22 protein-coding genes are annotated in these 23,808 nt (G+C 47.5%); 12 read left to right on the top strand and 10 right to left on the bottom strand.

The window, feature by feature from the left end:
- Window positions 1–4: 4 nt before the first annotated feature.
- The 4 genes from TOL_RS08230 (at window position 5) to TOL_RS08215 (ending at window position 3,987) form a co-directional block, all read left to right on the top strand.
- Window positions 5–691, top strand: coding sequence for a heavy metal response regulator transcription factor (locus TOL_RS08230; RefSeq protein ID WP_015486860.1), 687 nt, complete (start codon window positions 5–7; stop codon window positions 689–691).
- Entirely contained in the window at window positions 681–2,087 is a 1,407-nt protein-coding gene (locus tag TOL_RS08225; protein ID WP_223248640.1) for a heavy metal sensor histidine kinase, read from the top strand. Before TOL_RS08230 ends, TOL_RS08225 begins: the two co-directional genes overlap by 11 nt.
- A 21-nt stretch (window positions 2,088–2,108) precedes the next feature.
- Complete coding sequence (locus TOL_RS08220; protein ID WP_015486858.1) at window positions 2,109–3,446, top strand: APC family permease; 1,338 nt, start codon at window positions 2,109–2,111, stop codon at window positions 3,444–3,446.
- 82 nt (window positions 3,447–3,528) lie between these two features.
- Window positions 3,529–3,987: a hypothetical protein gene (locus TOL_RS08215; protein ID WP_015486857.1), complete on the top strand. Its 459-nt coding sequence runs from the start codon at window positions 3,529–3,531 to the stop codon at window positions 3,985–3,987.
- 168 nt (window positions 3,988–4,155) lie between these two features.
- Here the strand turns inward: TOL_RS08215 and TOL_RS08210 are convergent, their stop codons facing one another.
- The 8 genes from TOL_RS08210 to TOL_RS18745 all read right to left on the bottom strand — a co-directional run bounded on the left by TOL_RS08210 (window position 4,156) and on the right by TOL_RS18745 (window position 13,623).
- Window positions 4,156–5,415 carry a hypothetical protein gene (locus TOL_RS08210; protein WP_041588844.1) on the bottom strand — a complete coding sequence of 420 codons (1,260 nt, stop codon included), beginning with the start codon at window positions 5,413–5,415 and terminating at the stop codon, window positions 4,156–4,158.
- Between the two features lie 250 nt (window positions 5,416–5,665).
- Window positions 5,666–6,010: a hypothetical protein gene (locus TOL_RS08205; protein ID WP_015486855.1), complete on the bottom strand. Its 345-nt coding sequence runs from the start codon at window positions 6,008–6,010 to the stop codon at window positions 5,666–5,668.
- Between the two features lie 64 nt (window positions 6,011–6,074).
- Complete coding sequence (locus TOL_RS08200; protein WP_015486854.1) at window positions 6,075–9,185, bottom strand: efflux RND transporter permease subunit; 3,111 nt, start codon at window positions 9,183–9,185, stop codon at window positions 6,075–6,077.
- A 3-nt stretch (window positions 9,186–9,188) separates the two neighbouring features.
- Window positions 9,189–10,874 (bottom strand): efflux RND transporter periplasmic adaptor subunit, encoded by a 1,686-nt coding sequence (locus tag TOL_RS08195; protein WP_015486853.1) that lies wholly within the window; start codon window positions 10,872–10,874, stop codon window positions 9,189–9,191.
- Window positions 10,867–12,246: a TolC family protein gene (locus tag TOL_RS08190; RefSeq protein ID WP_015486852.1), complete on the bottom strand. Its 1,380-nt coding sequence runs from the start codon at window positions 12,244–12,246 to the stop codon at window positions 10,867–10,869. The genes TOL_RS08195 and TOL_RS08190 overlap by 8 nt, the downstream gene beginning before the upstream one ends.
- On the bottom strand, window positions 12,243–12,731 hold the full coding sequence (locus TOL_RS08185) for a DUF411 domain-containing protein (protein WP_015486851.1): 489 nt from the start codon (window positions 12,729–12,731) through the stop codon (window positions 12,243–12,245). The genes TOL_RS08190 and TOL_RS08185 overlap by 4 nt, the downstream gene beginning before the upstream one ends.
- A 99-nt stretch (window positions 12,732–12,830) precedes the next feature.
- A complete protein-coding gene (locus TOL_RS08180) occupies window positions 12,831–13,154 on the bottom strand; it encodes a hypothetical protein (protein ID WP_015486850.1) in 324 nt (107 codons plus the stop codon).
- A 274-nt stretch (window positions 13,155–13,428) separates the two neighbouring features.
- On the bottom strand, window positions 13,429–13,623 hold the full coding sequence (locus tag TOL_RS18745; protein WP_081601103.1) for a helix-turn-helix domain-containing protein: 195 nt from the start codon (window positions 13,621–13,623) through the stop codon (window positions 13,429–13,431).
- 67 nt (window positions 13,624–13,690) lie between these two features.
- Here TOL_RS18745 and TOL_RS08170 point away from each other — a divergent pair, with 67 nt between their 5' ends.
- The 4 genes from TOL_RS08170 (at window position 13,691) to TOL_RS19510 (ending at window position 16,240) form a co-directional block, all read left to right on the top strand.
- A complete protein-coding gene (locus TOL_RS08170) occupies window positions 13,691–14,314 on the top strand; it encodes a hypothetical protein (RefSeq protein WP_197537909.1) in 624 nt (207 codons plus the stop codon).
- Between the two features lie 6 nt (window positions 14,315–14,320).
- Complete coding sequence (locus tag TOL_RS19150) at window positions 14,321–14,824, top strand: DEAD/DEAH box helicase (RefSeq protein WP_015486846.1); 504 nt, start codon at window positions 14,321–14,323, stop codon at window positions 14,822–14,824.
- Window positions 14,825–14,863: 39 nt separating this feature from the next.
- Window positions 14,864–15,730: a DEAD/DEAH box helicase gene (locus TOL_RS19145; RefSeq protein WP_197019448.1), complete on the top strand. Its 867-nt coding sequence runs from the start codon at window positions 14,864–14,866 to the stop codon at window positions 15,728–15,730.
- 294 nt (window positions 15,731–16,024) lie between these two features.
- A complete protein-coding gene (locus TOL_RS19510) occupies window positions 16,025–16,240 on the top strand; it encodes an AI-2E family transporter (protein ID WP_081601102.1) in 216 nt (71 codons plus the stop codon).
- Between the two features lie 178 nt (window positions 16,241–16,418).
- Here TOL_RS19510 and acnA read toward each other — a convergent pair whose 3' ends face one another.
- The gene (gene acnA, locus TOL_RS08155) at window positions 16,419–19,190 is read right to left on the bottom strand and encodes an aconitate hydratase AcnA (RefSeq protein WP_015486843.1); all 2,772 of its coding nucleotides are present in this window, start codon (window positions 19,188–19,190) and stop codon (window positions 16,419–16,421) included.
- A 205-nt stretch (window positions 19,191–19,395) separates the two neighbouring features.
- Here acnA and TOL_RS08150 point away from each other — a divergent pair, with 205 nt between their 5' ends.
- The 3 genes from TOL_RS08150 (at window position 19,396) to TOL_RS08140 (ending at window position 21,470) form a co-directional block, all read left to right on the top strand.
- Window positions 19,396–19,752, top strand: a complete 357-nt coding sequence (locus tag TOL_RS08150) for a hypothetical protein (RefSeq protein WP_015486842.1) — start codon at window positions 19,396–19,398, stop codon at window positions 19,750–19,752.
- Window positions 19,753–19,836: 84 nt separating this feature from the next.
- A complete protein-coding gene (locus TOL_RS08145; protein WP_015486841.1) occupies window positions 19,837–21,183 on the top strand; it encodes a TolC family protein in 1,347 nt (448 codons plus the stop codon).
- Window positions 21,180–21,470, top strand: coding sequence for a hypothetical protein (locus tag TOL_RS08140; RefSeq protein WP_015486840.1), 291 nt, complete (start codon window positions 21,180–21,182; stop codon window positions 21,468–21,470). The genes TOL_RS08145 and TOL_RS08140 overlap by 4 nt, the downstream gene beginning before the upstream one ends.
- Before the next feature lie 37 nt (window positions 21,471–21,507).
- Here TOL_RS08140 and TOL_RS08135 read toward each other — a convergent pair whose 3' ends face one another.
- On the bottom strand, window positions 21,508–22,563 hold the full coding sequence (locus tag TOL_RS08135; RefSeq protein WP_007645345.1) for a DNA-binding protein: 1,056 nt from the start codon (window positions 22,561–22,563) through the stop codon (window positions 21,508–21,510).
- Between the two features lie 205 nt (window positions 22,564–22,768).
- Between TOL_RS08135 and TOL_RS08130 the strand changes: the two genes are divergently transcribed.
- The gene (locus tag TOL_RS08130; RefSeq protein WP_011711679.1) at window positions 22,769–23,776 is read left to right on the top strand and encodes a site-specific integrase; all 1,008 of its coding nucleotides are present in this window, start codon (window positions 22,769–22,771) and stop codon (window positions 23,774–23,776) included.
- The last annotated feature ends 32 nt before the right edge of the window (window positions 23,777–23,808 follow it).

Here is a 23,808-nt window from a genome sequence, read left to right as displayed (position 1 = left end):
CGGCATGCGACTTTTAATAGTAGAAGATGAACAAAAGACTGGCGATTACCTGAAACAAGGATTGAGTGAAGCTGGGTTCCTCGTGTCGCTTGCGAGAACTGGACTCGATGGACATCATTTGGCTATGACTGAAGAATTCGACCTTTTGATTCTTGATGTCATGCTTCCGGACGTGGATGGTTGGCGAATTCTTCAATCACTACGCGAGTCGGGACAAAAGACACCCGTGCTTTTTCTGTCAGCCCGAGACAATGTCGACGACCGAGTTAAAGGATTAGAGCTTGGCGCAGATGACTATTTGGTTAAACCCTTTGCATTTGCAGAAGTGTTGGCCAGAGTTCGTACACTGCTGCGTCGAGGTCAAGCTCCTGCAATAGTGGATCAGCTTCAAATTGGCGATTTAATACTGGATATTCCTCGACGACGCGTCACACGACAAGGAAAGAAAGTTAACCTAAGCCACAAAGAGTTTTGCTTGCTGGAATTATTGGTTCGCCGACAAGGTGAGGTACTCACGCGCTCACTCATCGCCTCCCAAGTGTGGGATATGAACTTTGATAGTGACACTAACGTCATTGATGTCGCCATTCGCCGCTTACGCAAGAAAGTGGACGAAGGTTTTGACGTTAAGCTCATCCATACAATAAGAGGAATGGGCTACACCCTAGACTTGGAACGCAATGATGATTAGCCATACACGACGACCGCTCTCTTTGACGCTGCGTGTGCTTTTTTTTGTTGCTACCGCATTTGGTGTAAGCCTGGTAGTGATCAGCCAATTATTGCTTTCTTCCATAGAACATCATTTCATCGAACAAGATGCGGACGAAATTAATGTGATGGTTAACTCGATTAAAAAAGCACTTCACCAATCGCCCACTGACACACTCAAGAATCAAGAGGCACTCTCTCAAGCGATATCTGGACATCATGGCGTTTATTATCAAGTCGAACGCAATGGCGTCTTGCATTACAGCTCATCAGATATAAATTTTCGTCCGCCAACCACGGACTTTCCTGTGGTAAAAAATATTACGGCAAACACACTGCAAACATGGAGAAATAAAGATAGAGGCTATCGAGGCATCGTAACCTTGGTAACCATCGATAAAAATCAATATCGTATTATAAGCGCGATCGACAGAGATTTTCACCAAGGCTTTCTCAAAAAATTTACGCAAAGTGTTGCGTTGATTCTATTTGGTGCCGGTGTTCTTACATTGATTGCGGCTGGGCTAGGCGTTTATCAAGGGCTGAAGCCTTTACGAGGGCTACGCGATCAAATGGATTTTATTCAGACAGATAAATTAGATTCTCGGCTCGATATGCACTCAGTGCCTGTAGAGTTGAAACCGCTAGTTCAATCGTTTAACCATATGTTAACGCGTATTGAAGAGGGGTTTATTCGGTTATCTCATTTCTCTGCTGATATAGCCCATGAATTGAGGACGCCGCTGACTAATATTGTGACGCAAACACAAGTGGGATTAAGTAAAGAAAGAAGAACTGAAGACTACCAAGAACTATTGTACTCAAATCTTGAAGACATGGAGCGACTGAGCAAAATGGTGAGCGATATGCTGTGGCTTGCCAAAAGTGAAAACGGATTAATCAACCCAAGCTTCGAGACAATCAATCTCCAGGAGGAAGTTCAGTCGCTTTTCGATTTTTTCGAAGCACTCGCAGAAGATACTCACATCACCTTGGCGATCTCTGGCAACACCTCCAATATATCTGGGGACCGTGAATTAATACGACGAGCATTGACCAACTTACTATCGAACGCCATTCGGCATACACCAGAAGGAAAAACTATAAAGGTAGTTCTCGTTGATACTGCCAATGATATGGTTGGTATTTCTATCACGAATGAAGGCAGTACAATTTTATCGGAACATTTGGAGCGTATTTTTGATCGATTTTATCGCGTCGACCCATCTCGGCAACGGCACGGGGACGGTACAGGGTTAGGACTCGCCATTGTTAGAACCATCGTTGAAGCTCACAAGGGTGTAATTCACGCACAATCCAATAGCCATTCCACGACATTCACCATACATCTTCCAGTCGATGGCCCTTCTCACTAAAATAAATTGAAAGGACAAAATATGTCTCAAGAAACTGAACGATCAAGTCATTATAAATCGAATAGTTTGTCTTTATGGGGCACTGTAATGCTAGGCACAGGCGTCATGATCGGCGCGGGTATTTTTGCGCTTACCGGTCAGATCGCCGAAATGACCGGCCCACTTTTTCCATTGGCCTTTCTGGCCGCAGCAATTGTTGTGTCTTTTAGCGCCTATTCCTACATTAAGATATCGTCTGCTTACCCCTCCGCCGGAGGCATAGGCATGTATCTTCATAAAGCTTATGGTCACAGTTTGCCCACGGCCTTCAATGCACTATTAATGTACTTTTCAATGGTAATTGCTCAAAGTTTTCTCGCACGAACATTCGGTTCATATAGCATGCAATTGTTCGGAGGAGATCAAGACGGTTACATGGTTTCACTTCTTGGCGCAGGTCTTATTATTTTTGCTTTTATTGTCAACCTGTTAGGCAATCAACTAATTCAGAGTATTGCTTCGTTTATTGGCGTTCTCAAGATCTCTGGCATCATAATATTTGGTTTGATCGGCGTGTGGGTTGCAGACTCAATTAACGTTGACTTCGCCAGTCAATCTGAAGCGGGAGGAAGCATCGGCAATTTTCTTGGCGCTACGGCACTCGGCATCCTTGCATTTAAAGGGTTTACCACTATTACAAATAGTGGATCGGAAGTTAAAGACCCCAAAAAAAATATCGGCAAGGCGATAATTATTTCCATTTCTGCTTGCGTGGTCATTTACTTATTAGTGGGGTTCGCAGTTTCCAGCAATCTATCACTTGATGAAATCATCGAGACCCAGAACTACTCTTTGGCCGCAGCAGCCAAGCCAGCACTCGGCGACATTGGCGTTTGGTTCACCGTTGCGATCGCGATCATGGCAACAACCGGTGGCATCGTTGCAAGTATTTTTGCGGTGTCACGTATGCTCGCGATGCTAACGGAAATGAAACTTGTACCTCATAGCCATTTTGGCATGTCAGGTAGGATTCAAAAGCATACGCTTGTTTACACCGTTGTGTTGGGTTTAATTCTCACAATATTCTTTGACCTCACGCGCATTGCTGCTTTAGGCATCGTTTTTTACTTGATTATGGATATCGCTATTCAATGGGGTGTTCTACGTCACTTGCGTGAAGACTTAAAGGCAAATGCAGTGATACCCAGCATTTCTATTTTTTTAAACTTGGTAGTTTTGGGTGGGTTCGTTTGGGTAAAAATCAATTCTGATCCTTTCGTTATCATCGTTTCAATACTAACAATGACGGCTATTTTGATCACTGAATGGGCTTTTCTCAAGTATGGAAAAAGCAATAAAAATGAGCATGCGCATCATTAACAAGAGTATGAGTACAGCGTGCGCTCAGCTGATTTAACATCAATAGTCGGGAACTAAACAAAAATAGCTAGAGGATATTATCATGCAAATTGAAACCTTAAGAGATGTACTGCTCTGGACCAAGGAATTTCACCAACACTTAAGTCAGTGCCTATCTCACTGTGTAGATAAGAACACCGACGAACGAGCTAGGATGATTCTAGCTTATCTCTCAGATCACGAAGAAAGCCTGACAAAGGTTGTCAATGGCTTTGAAACCACAGGTAATGAACACGCACTGAATACTTGGTGCTACGAATATGTCAACAAACAGCCTGTCGTTCAGCATGCACACTGCGATGCACCTTTTTCCGAGCTTGATTCCGAGCAGATAATCGAGATAATTGTCAATCAGCACCAACAGGTAATTGAACTTTATCGTTTTCTCGCCTCGCGGGCGGATATACCTTCTGCTCGGGAAATGTTGACGTCACTCCGATTGTTAGAAGAGCACGAATTGATGCGCATGGTGCAATCGACAAATCGCTTTGAGGATATGTAGATGGCCAGTTCTTGATTATAGATACCAAAAGTAAATTGAAATCAATGGATCATTAATGCAGTCGACTTTACTATGATTAATCTATTGGCCCTTCAGTACTAATGATCAGTGAGATGCGTCACTGTTCCCCTACTTTTAAAAAAAGATTGTCGGTCCTGGATTTAGTCGTCAGTCAGGAGCTAGGTCAGCAATAAAGACTGGCGCGAAGCCACCACCCTCAGTTCTAAAATTAGTTGTTTGCCCTTGATAAAGACGGGCCGCCAATAATTGAATTTCGCCGGCATAAACATAAGCGCGAAGATCCATCTTCAAAGTCGTTTCTTGTCCATCGACCAACATCCCTCGCTTACTCGGCATCACTATTTTTTGCGCGACATAGTCACCTTTTAATATTTCATTCCATACTCGCTTGGTGAGTTTGTCGCCACGATAAGTCGCACGACTACCAAAGCCCGTAGCAGGCTTGAAAAAGAGTTGCTTTCGGTCTTGCCATAGCTCCGTAGCGTTCTCATTCGTAACTCTATATGTGGCTGGAATACCTGCCTGTAAAATAGCAATATCCCCTTCATTTGCTCCCAGATGAGCTAATGCATACCCATCACTTAATAGAATGAGATTACGCTTATTTGCGTAGAGTGCGTGATGATATGGATTTGGCGTCACAACTACTCCATTAGTTTCAAAAGCTTGGCGCAGTGCTAGATTTTCTTTCTGTTCTAAGGTGAAATCAGTTAACCGATTGTAAACTAAATCAATAATCTGATTTTGACATTGAAGTTTACCATCAATAAGTTCTAGCTCACTAGGGTCGGCAATAACGGCGGTTAATCCTGCTTTTTCGAACAAACGTTGCGCCATTACAAATTCAGGATATAAAAATTGTTGCTTTGGATTTTCATCAATAATAGCGATGACTTTAAGCGGCTTGTCTTCGCGCTGTAATGCCCACTCGTGTAAAAACATAGCCATGAACTCTGCTTCAATGTCTGTTTTTAATAGTGGTAAAGGTATATTTTCTACACGACAACATTTTACTTGAGCATTCGCTAGCGCTGCATTTAGTAATGCACCACCTGCATTGGTATTAATTTCAATAAGTTTTGGGCCTTGTTCACTCATGTGAAAGTCATAGCCCATAAATACACCTTCGGTCTCCATACCATTCGTCCCTATGTTAGGAGCCTGCTCTAATACTTGTCGCTCGTATCCAGAAAGTTTAACAACTTGTGCAATCGCACCAATAATGTGACGCATTTGCTCTGCATGAAGTGGCGAAATAAAGACGCTCGTATTCGAGAACAATTGTGGATGGGTGGCGAGTACATCTTGATTGAGAGTATCGGTCTGCAAAAAGGTGTGGAGCTGCGTGCGGTCCAATGTTTTACAAAAACAACTTCGATTTAATCGGTCCGCAATGCTATCACTCACGGGCTCACTGCCGTGATCAGGTACGTCGTTTATACTAGCCATACGTTTGTCCCATTGTAAATACGTTTACGCCTTCCCCGACGCGAGTAAGACCAGGCGCACGGAGCGATATTTATTGCCAAACTCATCCAGCATCGATTTCTTTTCTCTTCTTGCTAACAAATCTGGACAATTACGATTCTTACCCGAAAACCAAGACAAAACGACACTTAACCCCGAAGTCACAAGGTTAAGTGCAGCCACAAACTACTTATTTTTCTGCGATATCGTATATTTTCACATCCCCATCCAGCACTTTTGCTGTAGCGTAATGTTCATTTAAGATAGTTAATATTTTTACGGTCCCGACTTCGACTAGCTCGTAATCCGACTCTCCGTCTTCAACCACATCTTTTCTAAACGTTGAACGCACAACACGAAACTCATCCCCCTCACTCGCGCCTTCTCGGCTACCGATACACATCATTATCTTCCCATCTTCAACATCTACAATCTGACCTTTCATTAGGGCTTTATGATAGGTCTGCGAGCTACATGCACCCAATGCAATAATAACGACTAAAACCACACTTGAAAGTAACATTTTATTTTTCATTTATTCATTTCCTTTCTTGTTAAAAACTAGCCAGGTGCATAGTTAAATGCACCTGGCTTGGTTGTTACGAGACACGTTTTTTCCACATAAAATAAACTGCGGGCAAAACTAGTAGTGTTAAAAATACAGCGCTCACCATACCGCCGACCATCGGTGCTGCAATACGGCTCATTACTTCTGAACCTGTGCCGCTCCCATATAAAATTGGGAGCAAGCCTACAATCACAGCCGCTGCCGTCATCATTACCGGTCGAACACGAAGTCCTGCTCCATCGGTAACAGCCTGACGCAGCTCATCTAAGGACAAAGTCTCTTTACCTGACTGTTCTTTAGCACGAAGCCAAGCTTGATTGAGGTACACCAACATGATTACGCTTATTTCTACGGCTACACCTGCCAGTGCAATAAAACCCACACCTACCGCGATAGAAAAGTTGAAGTTTTGCCAGTACATAAGCCAAATACTGCCAATCAATGCAAAGGGTAAGGTGCCCATTAAAATTGCGACCTCAATAAAACTTCGGAAGTTTATAAACAGCAAAATGGCAATAATGGCCAACGTCAAAGGAATAACGTAATTTAATTTTTCTTTGGCTCTTTCCATATATTCAAATTGACCCGACCAACCCACTGAATACCCCGCTGGCAAATCAAGTTGTTCTGCTACGATTTTTTGTGCATTTACCACGTAAGTGCCGACATCGATGCCGTCAATATCAACGAATGTCCACCCATTGATCCGGGCATTTTCACTTTTAATTCCTGGAGGTCCGTCGGCAATGATGACATCAGCAACATCACCCAAGGCAATCCTCTCACCTCGGGCGGTGACAATAGGAAGCAAAGCAAGTTGCTGTGGAGAATCCCGATAGGACTGGGGGTACCGTATATTGACTGGATAGCGTTCAAGCCCTTCTACCGTTTGGGTAACGTTCATTCCACCAATAGCGGATGCAATAACTTCTTGCACATCAGCGATATTCAAACCATAACGAGCCGCTTTAGCGCGATCAATATCCACATTAAGATATCGTCCGCCAGCAACACGCTCAGAGTACACCGACGCTGTGCCTTCTACATCTTTGAGTATCACCTCTAACTGCTTGCCGATATCTTGGATAACCGATAAATTCGGACCGGCGATTTTTATCCCCACGGGGGTTTTAATCCCGGTTGCCAGCATGTCAATGCGGGTTTTAATGGGCATTACCCAAGCGTTTGTAACACCGGGTAGTTTTACTAGAGCATCAAGTTCCTTTTTCAACGATTCGGTAGTAACCCCGTCGCGCCATTCACTTTGTGGCTTTAGTTGTATGAACGTTTCAATCATCGTTAGTGGAGCGGGATCAGTAGCGGAATCTGCTCGCCCTATTTTCCCAAATACAGTTTTAACTTCCGGCACGCTCGCGATTAATTTGTCGGTTTGCTGCAACAGCTCTCGGGCTTTACCAATTGAAATACCGGGGTAAGTGGTGGGCATGTACATCAAATCCCCCTCATCCAATGGCGGGATAAATTCACTGCCGATCTTTCCGAGCGGCCACATCACTGTAGAAAGGAGCAATACAGCGATAACCAGCGTCATTTTCGGAAAAGTGAGCACCTTTTTCAGTACCGGCATATAGACGGCCGTAAGAAAACGGTTTATCGGGTTCTTATGTTCGGGCAATACTCGACCCCGAATAAAGTAGCCCATGAGAACAGGGACCAAAGTGATTGCGAGTGCAGCCGACGCCGCCATGGCATAAGTCTTGGTAAATGCCAGCGGACTAAACATCCGACCTTCTTGGGCCTCCAGCGTAAACACTGGGACAAAACTCACCGTAATAATGAGCAAACTAAAAAATAAAGCGGGCCCGACTTCTGACGCGGATTCAGCCACAATTTGCCAGCGGTTTTCGTTTGTCAGTGGTGTTTTTTCCATATGTTTGTGCATATTTTCAATCATGACGATAGCACCATCGATCATCGCTCCAATCGCAATCGCGATACCTCCTAGGGACATAATGTTGGCGTTTATGCCTTGCGCGTGCATGATCATAAATGCTGTTAGTATGCCGACGGGCAAACTGAAAATAGCCACTAAAGATGAGCGAATATGAAACAAAAACACCATGCAGACCAACGCCACAACCACAAATTCTTCAAGTAACTTGTGCCATAGATTTTCCACTGCACGATCAATCAATCCCGAACGATCATATACGGTGACAATTTCCACCCCTTCTGGCAGACCTTGTTTTAATTGCTCCAACTTTGCCTTGACGCCATCGATGGTTGTTTGAGCATTTTCGCCAAAGCGCATCACCACAACTCCGCCAACGGTTTCACCTTCGCCGTTGAGCTCGGCAATTCCGCGACGCATTTGTGGGCCGATACCGATATCCGCAACATCTTTTAATAGCAAAGGCGTACCGTTTTCATTAACACCCAGCGGGATATTCCTAAGGTCCTCTTCACTCTGAATATAGCCGGTCGCCCGAACCATATATTCGGCTTCGGCCATTTCTACTACAGAAGCCCCTACTTCCTGATTCGCGCGCTTAATGGCCATTTGAATATGCGATAGTGGAATATCAAACGCGCGCAGCTTTTCTGGGTTCACGGTCACTTGGTATTGCTTAACCATTCCGCCAATAGCAGCAACTTCAGATACGCCTGGCACGGTTTGCAATTCATATTTTAAAAACCAATCTTGCAAGCTGCGCAACTGGCTGAGGTCATGTTTGCCTGTTCTATCAATCAGCGAATAAATGTACACCCAGCCCACACCCGTTGCATCCGGCCCTAATTGTGGCTTAGCGGCAGGAGGTAAAGACGGAGCGACTTGACTTAAATATTCCAATACACGACTTCTCGCCCAATAGAGGTCCGTTTTTTCATCGAAAATGATGTAAACGAATGAGTCGCCAAAAAAGGAATAACCACGCACAGTAACCGCGCCAGGCACTGACAACATGGCTGTCGTCAGTGGATAAGTCACTTGATCTTCGACCACCTGTGGTGCTTGTCCGGGGTAAGACGTTTTAATAATAACTTGGACGTCACTTAAATCCGGAATTGCATCCACCGGTGTTTGCTTCAAGGAAAACAGTCCAACACCGACAAGAATAAATGTAGCGAGTAGCACAAAAAAACGGTTGCCCACAGACCAACGAATAATGGATTCAATCATGATCTATTGCCCTCCGTGGTTCATGTTGTCTTGGTCCATGTTGGAGTGATCCATCTGACTATGGTCCATTTGAGAATGATCAATCTCGCCATTATCCGTTTGACTGCTAGTTGCCTTTGTTTCATTCATTTGACCATCGTTCATTTCCGTATGATTCATTTGACTGTGACCCTTCGTGGAGTGATCGGCTGCTTTCGAAGCATCATCCTTTTCGGATGCAGAAGACATAATATGTGTTCCCGTTATTTCGTACTGACCACTGTCCAACTTGGTAATTTCCATATGTAAACGTGTTCCAGGGGATAAAGCCTCGATATCCACTTTAGGATTCACCTGAAAATCCATGGTCATAACTGGCCACTCCCAGGCATCAATGGCTTCGTGGGTGACTGTAACCATTCGATGATTGAGCATAAGACTTTGGATTTCGCCTGGGACCCACACCGAACTTGGCTTGTCATCGCCATGATGCATACGTTTGAAATCCGAGGTTTTGCTGGATTCAGAATCTAAGAGAAACTGCGCCGACGTCACGACTTTTTCACCTTCTTTAAGGCCATCGAGTATTTCAGCAATGGATTGGTCCTGCCGACCGACCTTCACGGCAACCGATTTAAAACTGCCTTCTCCAAGTGCGAGTACGACGCGATCCTGGCTCCCAGTACGTATCAGCGCTTCACGAGGAATGACCAACAGCGGCTCGGAGCTATCTGCATGCACCGAAACTTGGGCAAACATATTCGGTTTAAGCGCTTCATCTGGATTGTCGAAACGCAGGCGCAATCTCACTGTGCGGGTCTTACTGTCTAGTGTTGGGTATATATAATCGACGCGTCCTGTCCAGGTCTTACCCGGTAGATAATCCAGGGTCATCGTGACGGGGTCGCCGACACTCACAAGCGAGGCTTGACGCTCGAAAATTTCCGCCTCAACCCACACTTGGTCGAGCGCTCCAATGCTCAGCATGGTCGTGCCCGGCTGAACAAAAAAACCTTCTCGGATATTAAGGTTATCAACTACCCCTTTTTGTGGTGCATAGAAAGTTACTGTTTGTTGAATCGCGAGAGTACGCTTAAGTTGCTGAATAAACGCCGGCGGTATTTGTAAGGCTTTCAAACGATCTTCTGAGGCCTGAACTAAACGCGAATTTTTGCGGTTTAAGGCGAGCAATAACTCTTCTTGCGCATTCACCAATTCAGGGGAGTAAAGTGCATACAGTGGCGCACCCAAGTCAACTCGATCCCCCGCCGCTTTCACGTAAAGCTTCTCAACCCAACCGGAAACGCGAGGATGAATATGAACCAGCTGATCTTCGTCATACTTGACGTACCCCACTGTGACGATTTCACTGTGCAGAGGCTTGCGCTCGACCAGCCCAGTCCGCACACCGAGATTATTGATGACATCAGGTGAAATGCTGATCGTACCGGGCCCTTCGTCATTCGCCTTTTCACCACCTTCGTAGACGGGAATTAGGTCCATGCCCATGGGCGATTTACCAGGTTTATCTCGGCGGTAATTGGGGTCCATTGGGGCCACCCAATACAGTGGTTGTTTTTCCGTTGAGGCGGATTTCCCGCTATTGGTTTCTCCTCCTCCCGAAAATATCAACGTAAGCGCAATACCTGCGACGAGGCCCCCAATTGCAGCCGCGATAGAAATGGGAGTGAGTTTTTTTGAGTTATTCATGGTCAATTAGCTCTCCAGAAGCACTGGACACATCGGTCAGTACTGCGCTATTTTTGCTGTGGGAGGGATTCAGGAAGTAGTTCAGCTGTGCAACGATTTTGTGAATGTCGACCTCGACATTCAGTGCCTCAATACGCGCATTGAGTTCGGCAATGCGTGCACGAACCACTTCGGCAAAATCACCGTCGTCGTGGGTGTAGGCTGTCAATGAAGTCTCCGCCTGCTCAGACATTTCTTTCAAGAGCCGTGAGCGGTAGAGTTCTCGTCGATCGAGTAAGCGGCGGTACTGACTTTCGGCCGTTTCAAAGCCTGAACGCAATTGACGTAGCACCAAGGTACGTTCGGTTTTAATAGCTTCGCGTTCTGCGACTGCCGCTTGCACTTGTTTGTCTTGACGCTTACCGGTGAATAGCGGTACATCCAAACTCACCCCAACAGAGAAAAAATCGGCTCGATCATTACCCATTGGATCGGCATCACGATACCCATAGCTAGCATTGATTCCCCATTGTGGCTTATAGCTTTGCTTCGCCAGTTTCACTCCCGATTCTTCGGCGCTGATTTTCTGGTCAACACTTCGAATTTTTGGGTGTGCCATCAATATTTGTGCGAGTTTTTGAGCCCTTATGTCTGTCTCAATTTCATTAATCAGGGGATCGTTGAGATGTCCAGCTCCCAAATTGCTCGGCATTTCGATATCCAGTTCATAGCTGGAATCTGCCAACCACTCCCCCAATTGTGCCAATTGCGATTCCCGTCGTTGTCTCAGCATCGTCAAACGGTCTTCCAAACGGGTCAGCTCCAGCTGCGCCCGAATCAGATCTTGCTGCCGAGTTCGTCCAGATGCCGTGGTGTAACTCGACTGCGCCACATCGACAAGATGCTCGAACAAGCTTCGATCTTGCTCTATTAATGCGATGGTCTTTTGACTGCGATACACCTCCAGCCAAAGCTGAGCCACTGTCACCGACACTTGTGCCCTTCTATCCTCCCGAACAAGCGGCTGCATTTGGCTCATTTTTTCTAACTTTTCCTGGCGCAGGGCCAGTGTCTTGCCCCGCGGAAACATTTGGCTAACACCCACCTTAAACTGCGTCATTCCTTCCTGCGCAAAATCGAAGCTATCGATAGGTAAATTAGCAATCCCGAGACTGACCGTCGGATCGGGAAGTGTGCCCGCACTAATACTCAAAGACTCTAAGCTTTCCTCACGAAACCGGCTCCCATCGAGCCATGGGTCCTGTGATTGTGCTTTTTCGATGGCCTCCAGCAAACTGTATTGCTCAGCATGCAAATCGACTGAAATGCCGCTCCAAACTAGCGCGAGCGCCACGCACAAAGGGCGTATTTTGTATTGTGAATTGCCGATCATTGATGTTGCTCCTCAAGGGACGCGACTTCGGCATATACCTCGGTAGTACCGTCCTTTTTCACCAGAATCACACTGTATGGGTTAAAACGATCGCCCATTTCCATTCCCGGACTTCCGGCTGGCATACCAGGCACGGCCAATCCAGCGGCGTTTTCAGGAGGGTTAGCTAAAAAAGCTGTGATGAATTTGGCAGGAATATGCCCTTCAAAAAAGTAACCATCCGCACTCACTCCGGTATGGCAAGTTTGCATATTGGCGGGAACACCCAGCTTTTTCTTAATGCTATCAAGCGAGTTTTGATTTCGAACGGTGGTGTTAAAGCCCGATTCCTCAAGATGAGTGACCCACTTACCACAACACCCACAGGTTGGACTTTTGAAGACTTCAAGCGCAATTCCTTCCTGCGCCTTTGGCGCTTCAGACGCAGAACAGGCAGCCAGAACGGCAAAAACAAATAGAATTAGACTTTTGGATAAAAGATTCACGAGAATACCCTCGATATTCGGCTCCATTAATCGGAGCATGAAATTTTTGAGGGCAAATGCCCCCGCTAACGGTCCGACTGTAGACGGACTAATCCTGTGTTAGCGGAGAATTGGGGGACGATAGAGGGAGCTGGATAATTTTGCGACTAAACCCAAGTTAACATTCTGACTTTGCATTTGACGCACGTTAAATACAGGAGTGTTCAGGCTGCCGACAAGAGCGCTGGCGGTGTGACAGCCCATCATAGTACAGCCATCCTCACAACAATCTGCAGGGGTATTATCACTGTGGGGTTTGACCGACTTATCGTGGTCACCATGACACCCGCTCATCATTTGGTCAGCAGGAGCAGATGCTGGATTATCCATGGTACCGACAAACGCTAACGACTGGACCGAATAGGCCAGTAGCGCGATGAACACCCAAAGAAGGCGCCTTTTGTTGGTATATTTTGAAGTCACACATCAGCCCAAATTAAGATCAATCTCTACATAGGATAACCCAATTACATAATGGTTCAAACCTACACTTAAGAGCTTGACCCAAATCAAAACCGGGCGATTCAGTATGATTGTGCTCTGAGGTCCGGGAAGGGAACGAATGAGGGGGATTAGATACACATAGTCATTATTGATTTGGCTAGGTCTAACTGCGGCTAGCACGCTGTAACTGTGCATGGAAAGTGAAGCTCCGTTTTCAGCGGATTTTTGAGAGCATTACGTCAAGTCCTTCATGAGGATCGGCACCGATGACACGACAGTACTCTACAAATTCTAAAAGCTCGATCTTGCGGCGATCCTGCTCCATCTTGCCGATCACAGAATGATGACGGCCTAATTCCTCGGAGACCGCTCTTAAGGACAAACCGCTCTCCTCCCGCTTTTGCTTCATCCAAGCGCGCAGTTTATCGTAATGAGGTGAGTAGGAGGACGGTTTCATTGTCTCGATGATAGAGACAATGCAGAATGTCGCGAAATTCGAGACAACACACGCGACAAAATACCTCATGAGTACGATTCAGATAAAACCCGAACTCCTTCATGCGCTCACCGCGCTACAAGGAGACTCCTTCACGGTAGCGATGCTGACGACATACTATCTGGATCGCCCAGAAAGTCCGCACAGAAGTAAGAAGCCGGCGAGACAGTTTGTCTATCGAAATATGGTGCGTTTGATGAAAGCGGGACTAATGGAGAAATTGCCAGACGATGGTGGTTGGCCTAAATACCAGCTTACGCAAAAGTTTAGATCTCAGTATTCCAGCCTAAAGAAGCCGGCCAGTGCACTCTCTACTTTACCACCCAAAGCTGCCCCGCCAGTAAAAGCACTAGCAAAAGCAAAACCCAAAAAGATTCAGCCCAAAAAACCTGTCGCGGCATTACGTGAGAGACTCAGTAAGCACCGATCCGACATGTTGTGTGCATTGGGCGAGGCAGAGGAATACGAATCTCTTTGTAAAGAATTGCCTGAATTCAGCGAAGAAGCACAGTCTCTTTATGCTGAGGCAAGGGAACGTAGCGCCCTGCTCCTCGGAAAAATCAAGGCATTGGAAAGTCTTCTCTCATCGAACAATTTGCGGTAACCCCTTATGAAGTTAAGACGTTGGCAGCGTGAAGCTGTGTCACGCTGTTTATCTCGGTACCGTAATGGTCAAGCCCACTTTCTCTGTCTGGCCACGCCTGGTGCAGGTAAAACTTTCATGGCGTCTACCGTTGCGAAAAAACTACTGAATAGTGGTGAGATTGATCTAGTGTTCTGCTTCTCCCCTTCCATCAATGTTTCCAGCTCCTTTCAGGCCACATTGGAGGGCGTTCTCGGATATCGATTGGATGGACTGTTGGGAGCGAAAGGCCATGTGCTGACCTATCAATCCATGCTCAACCTCGACCAAACGTTCTGGTCACTACTGACGTCGCACCGTACGCTGGTGATATTTGATGAAATACACCACTGCGCAGGCGATCATCTCGGTAACGCCAATGCCTGGGGCCAAAAAATCATCCAGCATATTCAAGGTAATGCGACATATAGTCTTGCGCTGACGGGCACTCCATGGCGTTCGGATCGCATCCCTATTGCATTGACGTCCTAATGTCATGAAGGAACGGTCCATTGCGACTATACCTACGGCTTGGCGCAAGCAATCAAGGATGGCGTGTGCCGCACTCCTAGAATTACCGGCATTGACAATGAAAAAATTTCCGTGAAATGCGAAGGCAAGGAGGATGTGTATCGTTCGATTAATGATCTCCTAAAGAGCTCGCATTGCACCTACCAGCAACTTCTTGAAAACAGAACGCTCATTCAATACTTAATAGAACTTAGTCAGAAAAGCCTAAGCTCAATTAGGAAGTCCAATCCCAACGCGGGTGGACTTATTGTGGCGGCTTCAGTAGAGCATGCCATGCTCATCGCTACAATTTTAGAAAACATCTGTGGAGAGATTCCGGCCATAGTTACCTACATGCATGAAGACTCCCAGCAGGCAATTCAACAATTTCGTAATGCGAACACCAAATGGATTGTTTCGGTAGGAATGATTAGCGAAGGGACTGATATTCCGCGTTTACAGGTGTGCTGTCACCTTACTAGAGTCAAGACGGAATTGTATTTTCGACAAGTTCTGGGGAGAATTTTGAGAGTGCAAAATAATGCACATGAAGACGCACTGCTCCTCATGCCCGCCGAACCTAAATTAATGGAATTTGCGCACCGTATCGCCGAGGATATCCCATCGTCCACTGCGGTCTCGATAAAGATGATGGAGGAGAGCATAGCGCCGGACTCCACTGCAGAAGAAGGTTTTACTGCAGTCCCGCAAGACACCACGGAACATATTGAAAACTTGTCTGATCTAACATCTTTAGCGCTAGGTGACCCAGACGATGGCAATACTCCTCTTCCCTTTACCAGCTTGGCAGAAGCCTACGAAACTACCCTTGGGCTATTTGGACGATTCAAAAAACGCATGGTCAGCTTTTCGCCGGTTGCCGGATGAACATCAAAGAATCTTTAGAATAACCCAACCAAACGACGTTTCAAAAAAAACGCACTAGCGGCAAAGCTAAGTTTGCAGCTATTCGAAACGGTCGTTGGAGTAAGGAAAGATTTGGCCACAATCTTTCAATAACTGCCTTACGCCGTCGGCCTGATGGGACTCTAGTACTAACCGAAATTATCCCGCGCTTCGATACCAGCATAAACATCTAAATATCACCAAGCCAAAACTTGTCAGTCTGCTGTAACACCCTAAAAGGTAATCGGCCATATATGCGAATGATTCTTATTTGCTATGGAGGAATTCGGGGTTTTGTTTAGGATTTCCCTATTGGGACGTAACATGCGCCTGAATCCGCTGATATTAATACTATGGGTGGTATTATGGGGCTGGCTCTGGGGTGCTGTTGGAGTACTTATTGCCGTGCCTTTATTGGTCTGCCTGAAACTTGCCGCCGCGAGACTCAATATTCTGTCACCTTGGGTACGCCTGATCGAAACGCCGGGCTAGGAATCGAGTTATTTTTTTCGTAAAGAGATTATGTAAGGTGCCGTCTTGCTACTCAGCTTATTAGAAATTTGAGAAGTCGAAGCCTGCTCAAACCAATCGACTAGAGCTAAAAAGCCCAGCAAGCTAAATCTCACTGGGCTTTAATCGCCTTCCCCTACCCGATCTTTTATTCAGATATTTAGGCAGATTTAAGCATTTCCCTCACCACATAATGCAAAATACCACCGTGTTTGAAATACACGGCTTCGTTGGCGGTATCTATCCGCGATTTAAGGTCGCAGGTTGTGGTTGAGCCATCTTTGTAGGTGATGGTCATTTTTAGGGTTTGCCCTGTGGTGATTTCACCCGATAAGCCTTCGATGCTGATGGTTTCTTCACCGGTCAGCTTGAGGGTTTTGCGATTGGTGCCCTCAGGAAATTGCAGCGGCATGACGCCCATACCAATCAGGTTAGAACGGTGAATACGTTCGTAAGATTCTGCGACCACGGCGCTAACGCCCAACAAACGAGTGCCTTTGGCGGCCCAGTCGCGACTGGAGCCGGTGCCGTATTCTTTACCGGCAATAATAACCAACGGCGTTTTCTGCCCTTGGTATTTCATAGCGGCGTCGTAAATGGCCATCTGCTCGCCGGTGGGCACAAACTTGGTGTAGCCGCCTTCAACATTGTCGAGCATTTCGTTTCTTATGCGCACATTGGCGAAGGTGCCGCGCATCATGACTTGATGATTACCACGACGCGAGCCGTAAGAGTTGAAGTCTTTTGGTTCGACGCCATTAGCTTGAAGGTATTTGCCAGCAGGGGTATCCGGCTTAAAGGAACCCGCTGGTGAGATGTGGTCGGTAGTTACCGAGTCACCCAGCAAGGCCAGAATATTGGCATTCTTGATATCGCTAATCGCATCAGGCTCTTCTCGCAGCCCTTCAAAGAATGGTGGGTGCTGGATATAGGTGGAGTTGTCAGTCCAGTCATACACTTTGCTTTTCGGGAATTCGATCCCCTGCCATATGGCATCACCATCGAACACGGCGCCGTATTCTTTGTGGAACATCTCGGTGTTTACTTTAGCAACCGCGTCAGCCACTTCCTGCTGGCGTGGCCATAAGTCTTTCAGGTACACAGGCTCGCCGTCTGAATCAATGCCGAGCGGCTCTTTGGTCAGGTCTATCTGTACGTTGCCGGCTAAGGCGTAAGCAACAACCAATGGTGGTGATGCCAGCCAGTTGGTTTTTACCAGCGGATGCACGCGCCCTTCGAAATTACGATTACCTGAGAGCACTGACGCCACGGTCAGGTCGCCGTCGGTTATGGCTTTCTCAACCTCATCGGGCAATGGGCCAGAGTTACCAATACAGGTGGTGCAACCGTAACCCACTAAATTAAATCCAAGTTTATCTAGGTCAGTATCTAGCCCCGCGACTTTTAGATAGTCGGTGACTACCTTAGAACCTGGCGCCAGCGAGGTTTTAACCCAAGGCTGTGTTTTAAGGCCTTTCTCGACGGCTTTTTGGGCAATCAAACCGGCAGCCATCATTACACTTGGGTTCGAGGTATTGGTACAAGAAGTAATAGCGGCGATGACCACAGCCCCGGGATTTAATCGCGATTTAACGCCTTTCATTTCTAGCGGCTGACTGGAAGTGAGCTCATAGCTGTCGTGAATGCCGACCGCTGTTTGGCCACCTTCAGAATCGAGTTTGGTTTCTTGGGCTTGCTCTGTGCCTTCGGCGGTTGCCATCAACAACTCAAACGACGCTTTCATGTTTTTTAAAGCGACACGATCTTGTGGGCGCTTAGGGCCGGCAAGGCTTGCTTCCACTTCGCCCATGTCCAGTTCAAGCTTGTCGGTATAGATAGGCTCATGCCCCGGCTCACACCATAACCCTTGAGCTTTGGCGTACGCTTCGATCAACTCCAGCTGGCTTTCTTCACGACCGGTTAGGCGCATGTATTTGATGGTTTGCTCATCTACCGGGAAGAAGCCACAAGTCGCGCCGTATTCCGGTGCCATGTTGGCAATGGTCGCTCGATCAGCCACGGGCATGTCTTGCAAACCGTCACCATAAAATTCGACGAATTTACCAACAACGCCTTTTTTGCGCAGCATTTCGACAATGGTCAGCACTAGGTCAGTAGCGGTTATCCCTTCTTTGAGTTTACCACTGACCTTAAAGCCCACTACTTCAGGGATCAGCATGGATACCGGCTGGCCTAGCATGGCAGCTTCAGCCTCAATGCCGCCCACGCCCCAACCAAGAATGCCCAGCCCATTGATCATGGTGGTATGAGAATCCGTACCCACTAATGTATCTGGGTAGGCTACTGTTTTGTCACCAATGGCTTTATGCCAGACCGTTTTGCCTAAGTATTCGAGATTAACTTGATGGCAGATACCGGTACCCGGTGGCACGACCCGGAAGTTATTAAACGCATGCTGGCCCCACCGCAAAAACTCGTAACGCTCTTGGTTACGTTCCATCTCGATGGCAACGTTATCTTTAAAGGCGGAGGCATCACCGAAGTGATCAACCATGACCGAGTGGTCGATCACCAAATCTACCGGAGTGAGTGGGTTGATCATTGCGGGATCTTTGCCCGCCGCTTCCACGGCAGCACGCATGGCGGCAAGGTCGACTACGCCGGGCACACCGGTAAAATCTTGCATCAGCACGCGCGCGGGGCGGAATTGAATTTCGGTGTCTGATTTGCGGTCTTTCAGCCATTTCGCCATAGCATCAATGTGCTTGCGCTCTACTGTGGTACCGTCTTCATTGCGGAGTAAATTTTCGGTGAGCACTTTGAGCGAGAAAGGTAGTTGGTTCAAATCGCCGAGCGTTTCTGCGGCTTTGGGCAGGCTGTAATAATGGTAGGTTTTACCGCCAGCTTCGAAGCTGGATAGAGTATTGAGACTATCTTTATTAAGCTCTTTATCTAATTCTGAAATCGACATCTGATGCCTCCTGTTTGTTAAAACTAACGTGCCGGAACCCTGATGCGACCGGAATTGTGTTACCTACAACAGGAATACCATAGTAAAGAGTTTATTTCCGGATTTAAGTAAGGTGCGGGAAAAACGGTTTAGTTCATATTGAATCTAGCGCTGAAGATGCTAAGGTTCATGGCTTACTTAACTTCACGGGTTTTAACTTCGGTTTATGAATCGCAAAGTACTGTCTTATCTGCTATTGATCTTGATTGCATTGCAATCTGTGATCGCTGCCGCGGATGTGCATCCTTTTGATGATTCAGAGTTAGTGCCCCATTCTTCGGAATACGCAAATGATGCAGCCGAGTTAACACCAGAACACTCGACGGTTAGCAATACTTCCGAGCAAGACCTTGCTATCGACGAAATATTTCACTGCCACCACCATGGCTGTCATTGCCATGTGTATCTATCCGACAGTCTCAGCGCTACGGATTATTTGTATAAACATCCGCGGCATAACGCCTACCAAGCCATTATTCCTGTGGCACCATCCTCGTCGTTGTACCGACCTCCTATCGTCTGATTTTACTGCTTAAGTTTTTTCCTGCGCTGTCGTTTTTATCGCGATGCGCGGTTGGCATTATCTTAAATAAGTAGGATCTACTTCATGTTACCACTACATACTGCGCCTAGTTATAGGGCGTGGAATCGTGCTCTGCGCTACATCTGCAAGCGCGGCGTTCTGTTCAGTTTTTTATTGTTTACGTTTTCTTCAGGGCTTAATGCGGCGCCTGAAAACTCAGCCATTACGCTCACCCAAGCGGTGCAGCGCACATTATCTGAGAATCCATCCCTTGCCGTATTCCCCTACCGCTACGCCGCACTTGAGGCACAAGCAAAAGCCGCGCAATTGCGGCCCGGTTATGAGTTGAGTGTTGATGCAGAAAACATCGCCGGCAGCGGTGCTTTTTCGGGTTTAAACGCCGCCGAGCTAACAATTGCTTTGTCTTCAGTGATCGAAATGGGCGACAAACGCTCAGCCCGCAAAGGTGTGGCATATGGCAATCGCTCCATTCTGTACGCCCAACAACAAGTGGAATCTTTATCGTTATTGGGTGAAGTCACACGCCGCTACGTTGAAGTTCTGGCCGCTCAGGCATTGGTCGAGCTGGCAAAAGACGCAGCCCAACTGGCCAACGACAGCTTACGCATTGTTGAAAAGCGCGCTAAGGCAGGCGCAACCCCCGAGGCCGAAGTTAAACGAGCACAAGCCGCAACCGAGCAAGCGAAGCTTGCGTTACTGGCAGAGCAACAGCGGCTGTCGTACCTCAAAGTGGCGTTATCTGCTTTGTGGGGAGTGACTACCCCGGATTTTGAGGTGGCTGAGGGGGATCTATTTCAGTTTGGCAACGACGTTGAATTTGAGGTGTTGCTCGCCAAAGTGAAACGGAATCCAGCGATAGATATATTCGCGACACAGGCGCGTTTAAAAGAGGCTGAAGTACGACTGGCTAGAACCCAATCCCGAGCCGATATTACATGGTCATTGGGTGTGCGACGCATGCAGGAAAGCGATGACACTGCTTTGGTTGCAGGCTTTAGCGTCCCGCTGTCTGCCGGTAAGCGAAATTCCGGTGCCGTATCGACCGCACTTGCGGAACAACATGAGGTGTCAGTTCAACGTGAGGTCACCCTGCTCGACTTACACACCCAGCTATTTCGAGCCTTTCACAACCGCAAGCAAGCCATAACAACGGTTACCACCTTACGCACTGCCATTATTCCGGCCCTTAAAGAAGCTTTGGTCGAAACCCAGGCGGCCTACCAACGAGGTCGCTACGGCTATCTCGATTATGTCAGTGCCCGCCAAGAGTTGCTGAGTGCAGAGCGCACTCAAATTGAGGCAGCGGCGGCGGCATTAACCTACGGCGCGGAAATTGAGCAGCTTACGGCTGAGCCCCTGGCAAGCACTCAATACGGCGAAGACTCCACCTTTTCAGGAACAGCACAATGATTTCCAATACTTCAATGACAACAAAGCTTATCTGTCTAGCGGCTTGTTGCCTCAGCTTGGTATCAGGCCAAATTTTGGCCGAGACAGATCATCAAGAAGAAGATCTCGGACACCAAGAGGATGTACAAGAAGACCATGCACAAGAAAACCACGACGAAGAAAATCACGAACATGAGGAGCCTGATCACGAAGAACATGACGAAGGCCATATTGAACTCACTCAAGAGCAAATTGAGGTCCGGCCGGTAAAAGCGTTGGAATTAGCCACTTTGCAAATAAGACATTGATTCATTTAGCTTTTCTGACAAAGGCTGGATAAAATCCTTACCGAGATAGCGAATCCTGAAGCTGCTTAAACTGTCCCTGAATCACCGCTTTTTCCTGAAGAATCAACCTGTTCTCATCGGACAGAGCTTCCACTCTATTCTGAGAGACTATCAGATCCGTTTTAGTGGCCTCCAATGCTTGGGATAGTACGGCCACTTGCTTATCGGCATCTGCTTTCTGGCTGGTAAGTGCGGCAATATTATCCGCCAGTTGTTCACTTTTATGTTGCTGCTCCCGGCTTTTTGCCGAGGCGTCGTTAAGTCGATGCTCCAAGTTCTCGATATCGACCACTTGTCTATCCAAGGTGCTTTTGTTCATCGCATTGGCCTGTTCGAGCTCATGCGTTTGTCGTTGTAAGTGCGCATTAGTGTCTATCAGTTCGGACGCGCTTGACTCGGCTTGGATGAGCCGGTGTTGCAGGTCTTGAATCTGGTCTTTCAGGCCCTGGTTAACCACGTGGAATTGCTCGCGTTCCTGCTGCCGATCTTCGGCGGTGCGTTGCTGGTAGTGTTCAAAGTGATCACGAATATCCTTATTTTCCTGCTTGAGTTCTGCAACGCTTTCCTTTAATTCAGCAGTTCGTGAAAGGGCTTCGTCGCGTTGAGCCTCTGCCGTTGCTAGCTTAATGCGTACATCTTCCAGGGACTTGCTTTGCAGGGCTTTTGCTTCGGTAATTTGCGATAGCTGGGCGTTCAGATCCTGTTGGCGGTCGGTAAGCTGCGCGATGCTGTTACGGGCCTCAGTCAATTCTTTCCGGAGTTGATCATTCGATGCCTTGAATTCGTCGCGGGATTGCGCGATGCGCTGGTCGGCCATCTGCTGAACCCGTTCATGTAAGGCTTTTACTACCTCGACGAGATCATTCGGCAACCCGCTCACATCGACCACCTCCCCATTATCTGACCGCCAGCGCTTGAGTAGTGGTGCAATGGTGCTTTTGCTGCCGGTTCCCAAATGCTCGCGGACACGATCTACGGTAGGCTCCTGGTTCTGGATTTTGATAGCCTCTGCGGCTTTCGAGACATCGTAGTAAGTGATTCCGGCGCGAGCCATGACAGTTTCCCTCGGTGATTATTTAGTAACGTATTACATAGCACGTAATATAACATAATATATTGACTTTTATGCAGCCAATAAAAATTAAATAGTAACCTTCGATAATGAATGTTATCGTGGGTTATGAGTGAGAAATGAAAAATTGATGTTTGTAACACCAGTACATTGGTGCCTTCCAGCGACCCACAGAAAAGGGATAACCATGGATAACTACACACCCAAACTCACATCGGATTCGCCATTACGTAGTGAGCAATCAGTTTTGCCGTCGCTGGCAGAATCCGACTCACTGCGCCACTATCTGCAAGCGGCGACCTCCAATAACACGCGAACAGCCTACCGTTCAGCGATTCGGCAGTTCGAAAAATGGGGCGGGCGGTTGCCCACGGATCGGGATACCCTGGTGCGTTACCTGGTGGCCAAGGCCGATGTGCTGAATAGCCGGACTCTCGCCCTTCACCTCACGGCCGTTAGCCAATGGCACCACTACCAAGGGTTGACTGACCCGGTTCGTGATCCGCTGGTATGTAAAACCATGGAGGGCATTCGCCGCACCCATGGACAGCCCAAGCGCAAGGCCAAGGCGTTGCGCTTGGAGCACATCGCCCAACTAGTAAATTACTTGCGGCACTTACCGGACAACAAAAAGAAATACCGGGATATTGCCTTGGTACTCACCGGGTTCTTCGGCGCCTTGCGTCGCAGTGAGCTGGTTGCTCTTCAGGTCAATGATCTGGTTTGGGAGCCGGAGGGGCTGCTCATCCGGTTGCCGCGCTCCAAGACCGACCAGCAAGGCATGGGTTTAATGCGAGCTTTACCTTACGGAAAGGCCGCTTGTTGTCCGGCTACCGCCGTGAAAACTTGGTTAGATGCAGCGGGCATCACCAGCGGTCCGGTGTTTCGTCCCACCAACCGCTGGGATCACATTCAGGAAAAAGCGCTGGCTCCAGGTGCGGTCAATGCTTTGCTCAAAACGCTGGGGCAAGCCTGTGAGTTTGATTTTGTGCCTGAACTCAGTAGCCACAGTTTCCGTAGAGGGTTATCCACATCGGCAGCGCGTGAGCGAGTGGATTTTGAGTTGATCAAGAAACAAGGCGGCTGGAAGAGCGATGCCACCGTCTGGGAGTATATCGAGGAAGGCCAGCAGCTCAGCAATAATGCGTCAATTATCTTAATGGAGAAGATGGCAACCCTGATGGATGCTGAATGATTCGGTCAACATTCGGGGCAGAATCAATGTAT

The sequence above is a fragment of the Thalassolituus oleivorans MIL-1 genome, from assembly GCF_000355675.1.
Lineage (GTDB): Bacteria > Pseudomonadota > Gammaproteobacteria > Pseudomonadales > Oceanobacteraceae > Thalassolituus > Thalassolituus oleivorans.
This window is presented reverse-complemented; position numbering and strand designations above follow the sequence as displayed.

Coding starts and splice junctions, on each gene's coding strand:
- TOL_RS08170 (WP_197537909.1), top strand. CDS start 13,691: ATGCAGAATGTCGCGAAATTCGAGACAACACACGCGACAAAATACCTC.
- TOL_RS08140 (WP_015486840.1), top strand. CDS start 21,180: ATGATTTCCAATACTTCAATGACAACAAAGCTTATCTGTCTAGCGGCT.
- TOL_RS08130 (WP_011711679.1), top strand. CDS start 22,769: ATGGATAACTACACACCCAAACTCACATCGGATTCGCCATTACGTAGT.
- TOL_RS19510 (WP_081601102.1), top strand. CDS start 16,025: ATGGAGGAATTCGGGGTTTTGTTTAGGATTTCCCTATTGGGACGTAAC.
- TOL_RS08220 (WP_015486858.1), top strand. CDS start 2,109: ATGTCTCAAGAAACTGAACGATCAAGTCATTATAAATCGAATAGTTTG.
- TOL_RS08135 (WP_007645345.1), bottom strand. CDS start 22,563: ATGGCTCGCGCCGGAATCACTTACTACGATGTCTCGAAAGCCGCAGAG.
- TOL_RS08230 (WP_015486860.1), top strand. CDS start 5: ATGCGACTTTTAATAGTAGAAGATGAACAAAAGACTGGCGATTACCTG.
- TOL_RS19150 (WP_015486846.1), top strand. CDS start 14,321: ATGAAGTTAAGACGTTGGCAGCGTGAAGCTGTGTCACGCTGTTTATCT.
- TOL_RS08145 (WP_015486841.1), top strand. CDS start 19,837: ATGTTACCACTACATACTGCGCCTAGTTATAGGGCGTGGAATCGTGCT.
- TOL_RS08195 (WP_015486853.1), bottom strand. CDS start 10,874: ATGAATAACTCAAAAAAACTCACTCCCATTTCTATCGCGGCTGCAATT.
- TOL_RS18745 (WP_081601103.1), bottom strand. CDS start 13,623: ATGAAGCAAAAGCGGGAGGAGAGCGGTTTGTCCTTAAGAGCGGTCTCC.
- TOL_RS08225 (WP_223248640.1), top strand. CDS start 681: ATGATGATTAGCCATACACGACGACCGCTCTCTTTGACGCTGCGTGTG.
- TOL_RS08205 (WP_015486855.1), bottom strand. CDS start 6,010: ATGAAAAATAAAATGTTACTTTCAAGTGTGGTTTTAGTCGTTATTATT.
- TOL_RS08150 (WP_015486842.1), top strand. CDS start 19,396: ATGAATCGCAAAGTACTGTCTTATCTGCTATTGATCTTGATTGCATTG.
- acnA (WP_015486843.1), bottom strand. CDS start 19,190: ATGTCGATTTCAGAATTAGATAAAGAGCTTAATAAAGATAGTCTCAAT.
- TOL_RS08215 (WP_015486857.1), top strand. CDS start 3,529: ATGCAAATTGAAACCTTAAGAGATGTACTGCTCTGGACCAAGGAATTT.
- TOL_RS08190 (WP_015486852.1), bottom strand. CDS start 12,246: ATGATCGGCAATTCACAATACAAAATACGCCCTTTGTGCGTGGCGCTC.
- TOL_RS08200 (WP_015486854.1), bottom strand. CDS start 9,185: ATGATTGAATCCATTATTCGTTGGTCTGTGGGCAACCGTTTTTTTGTG.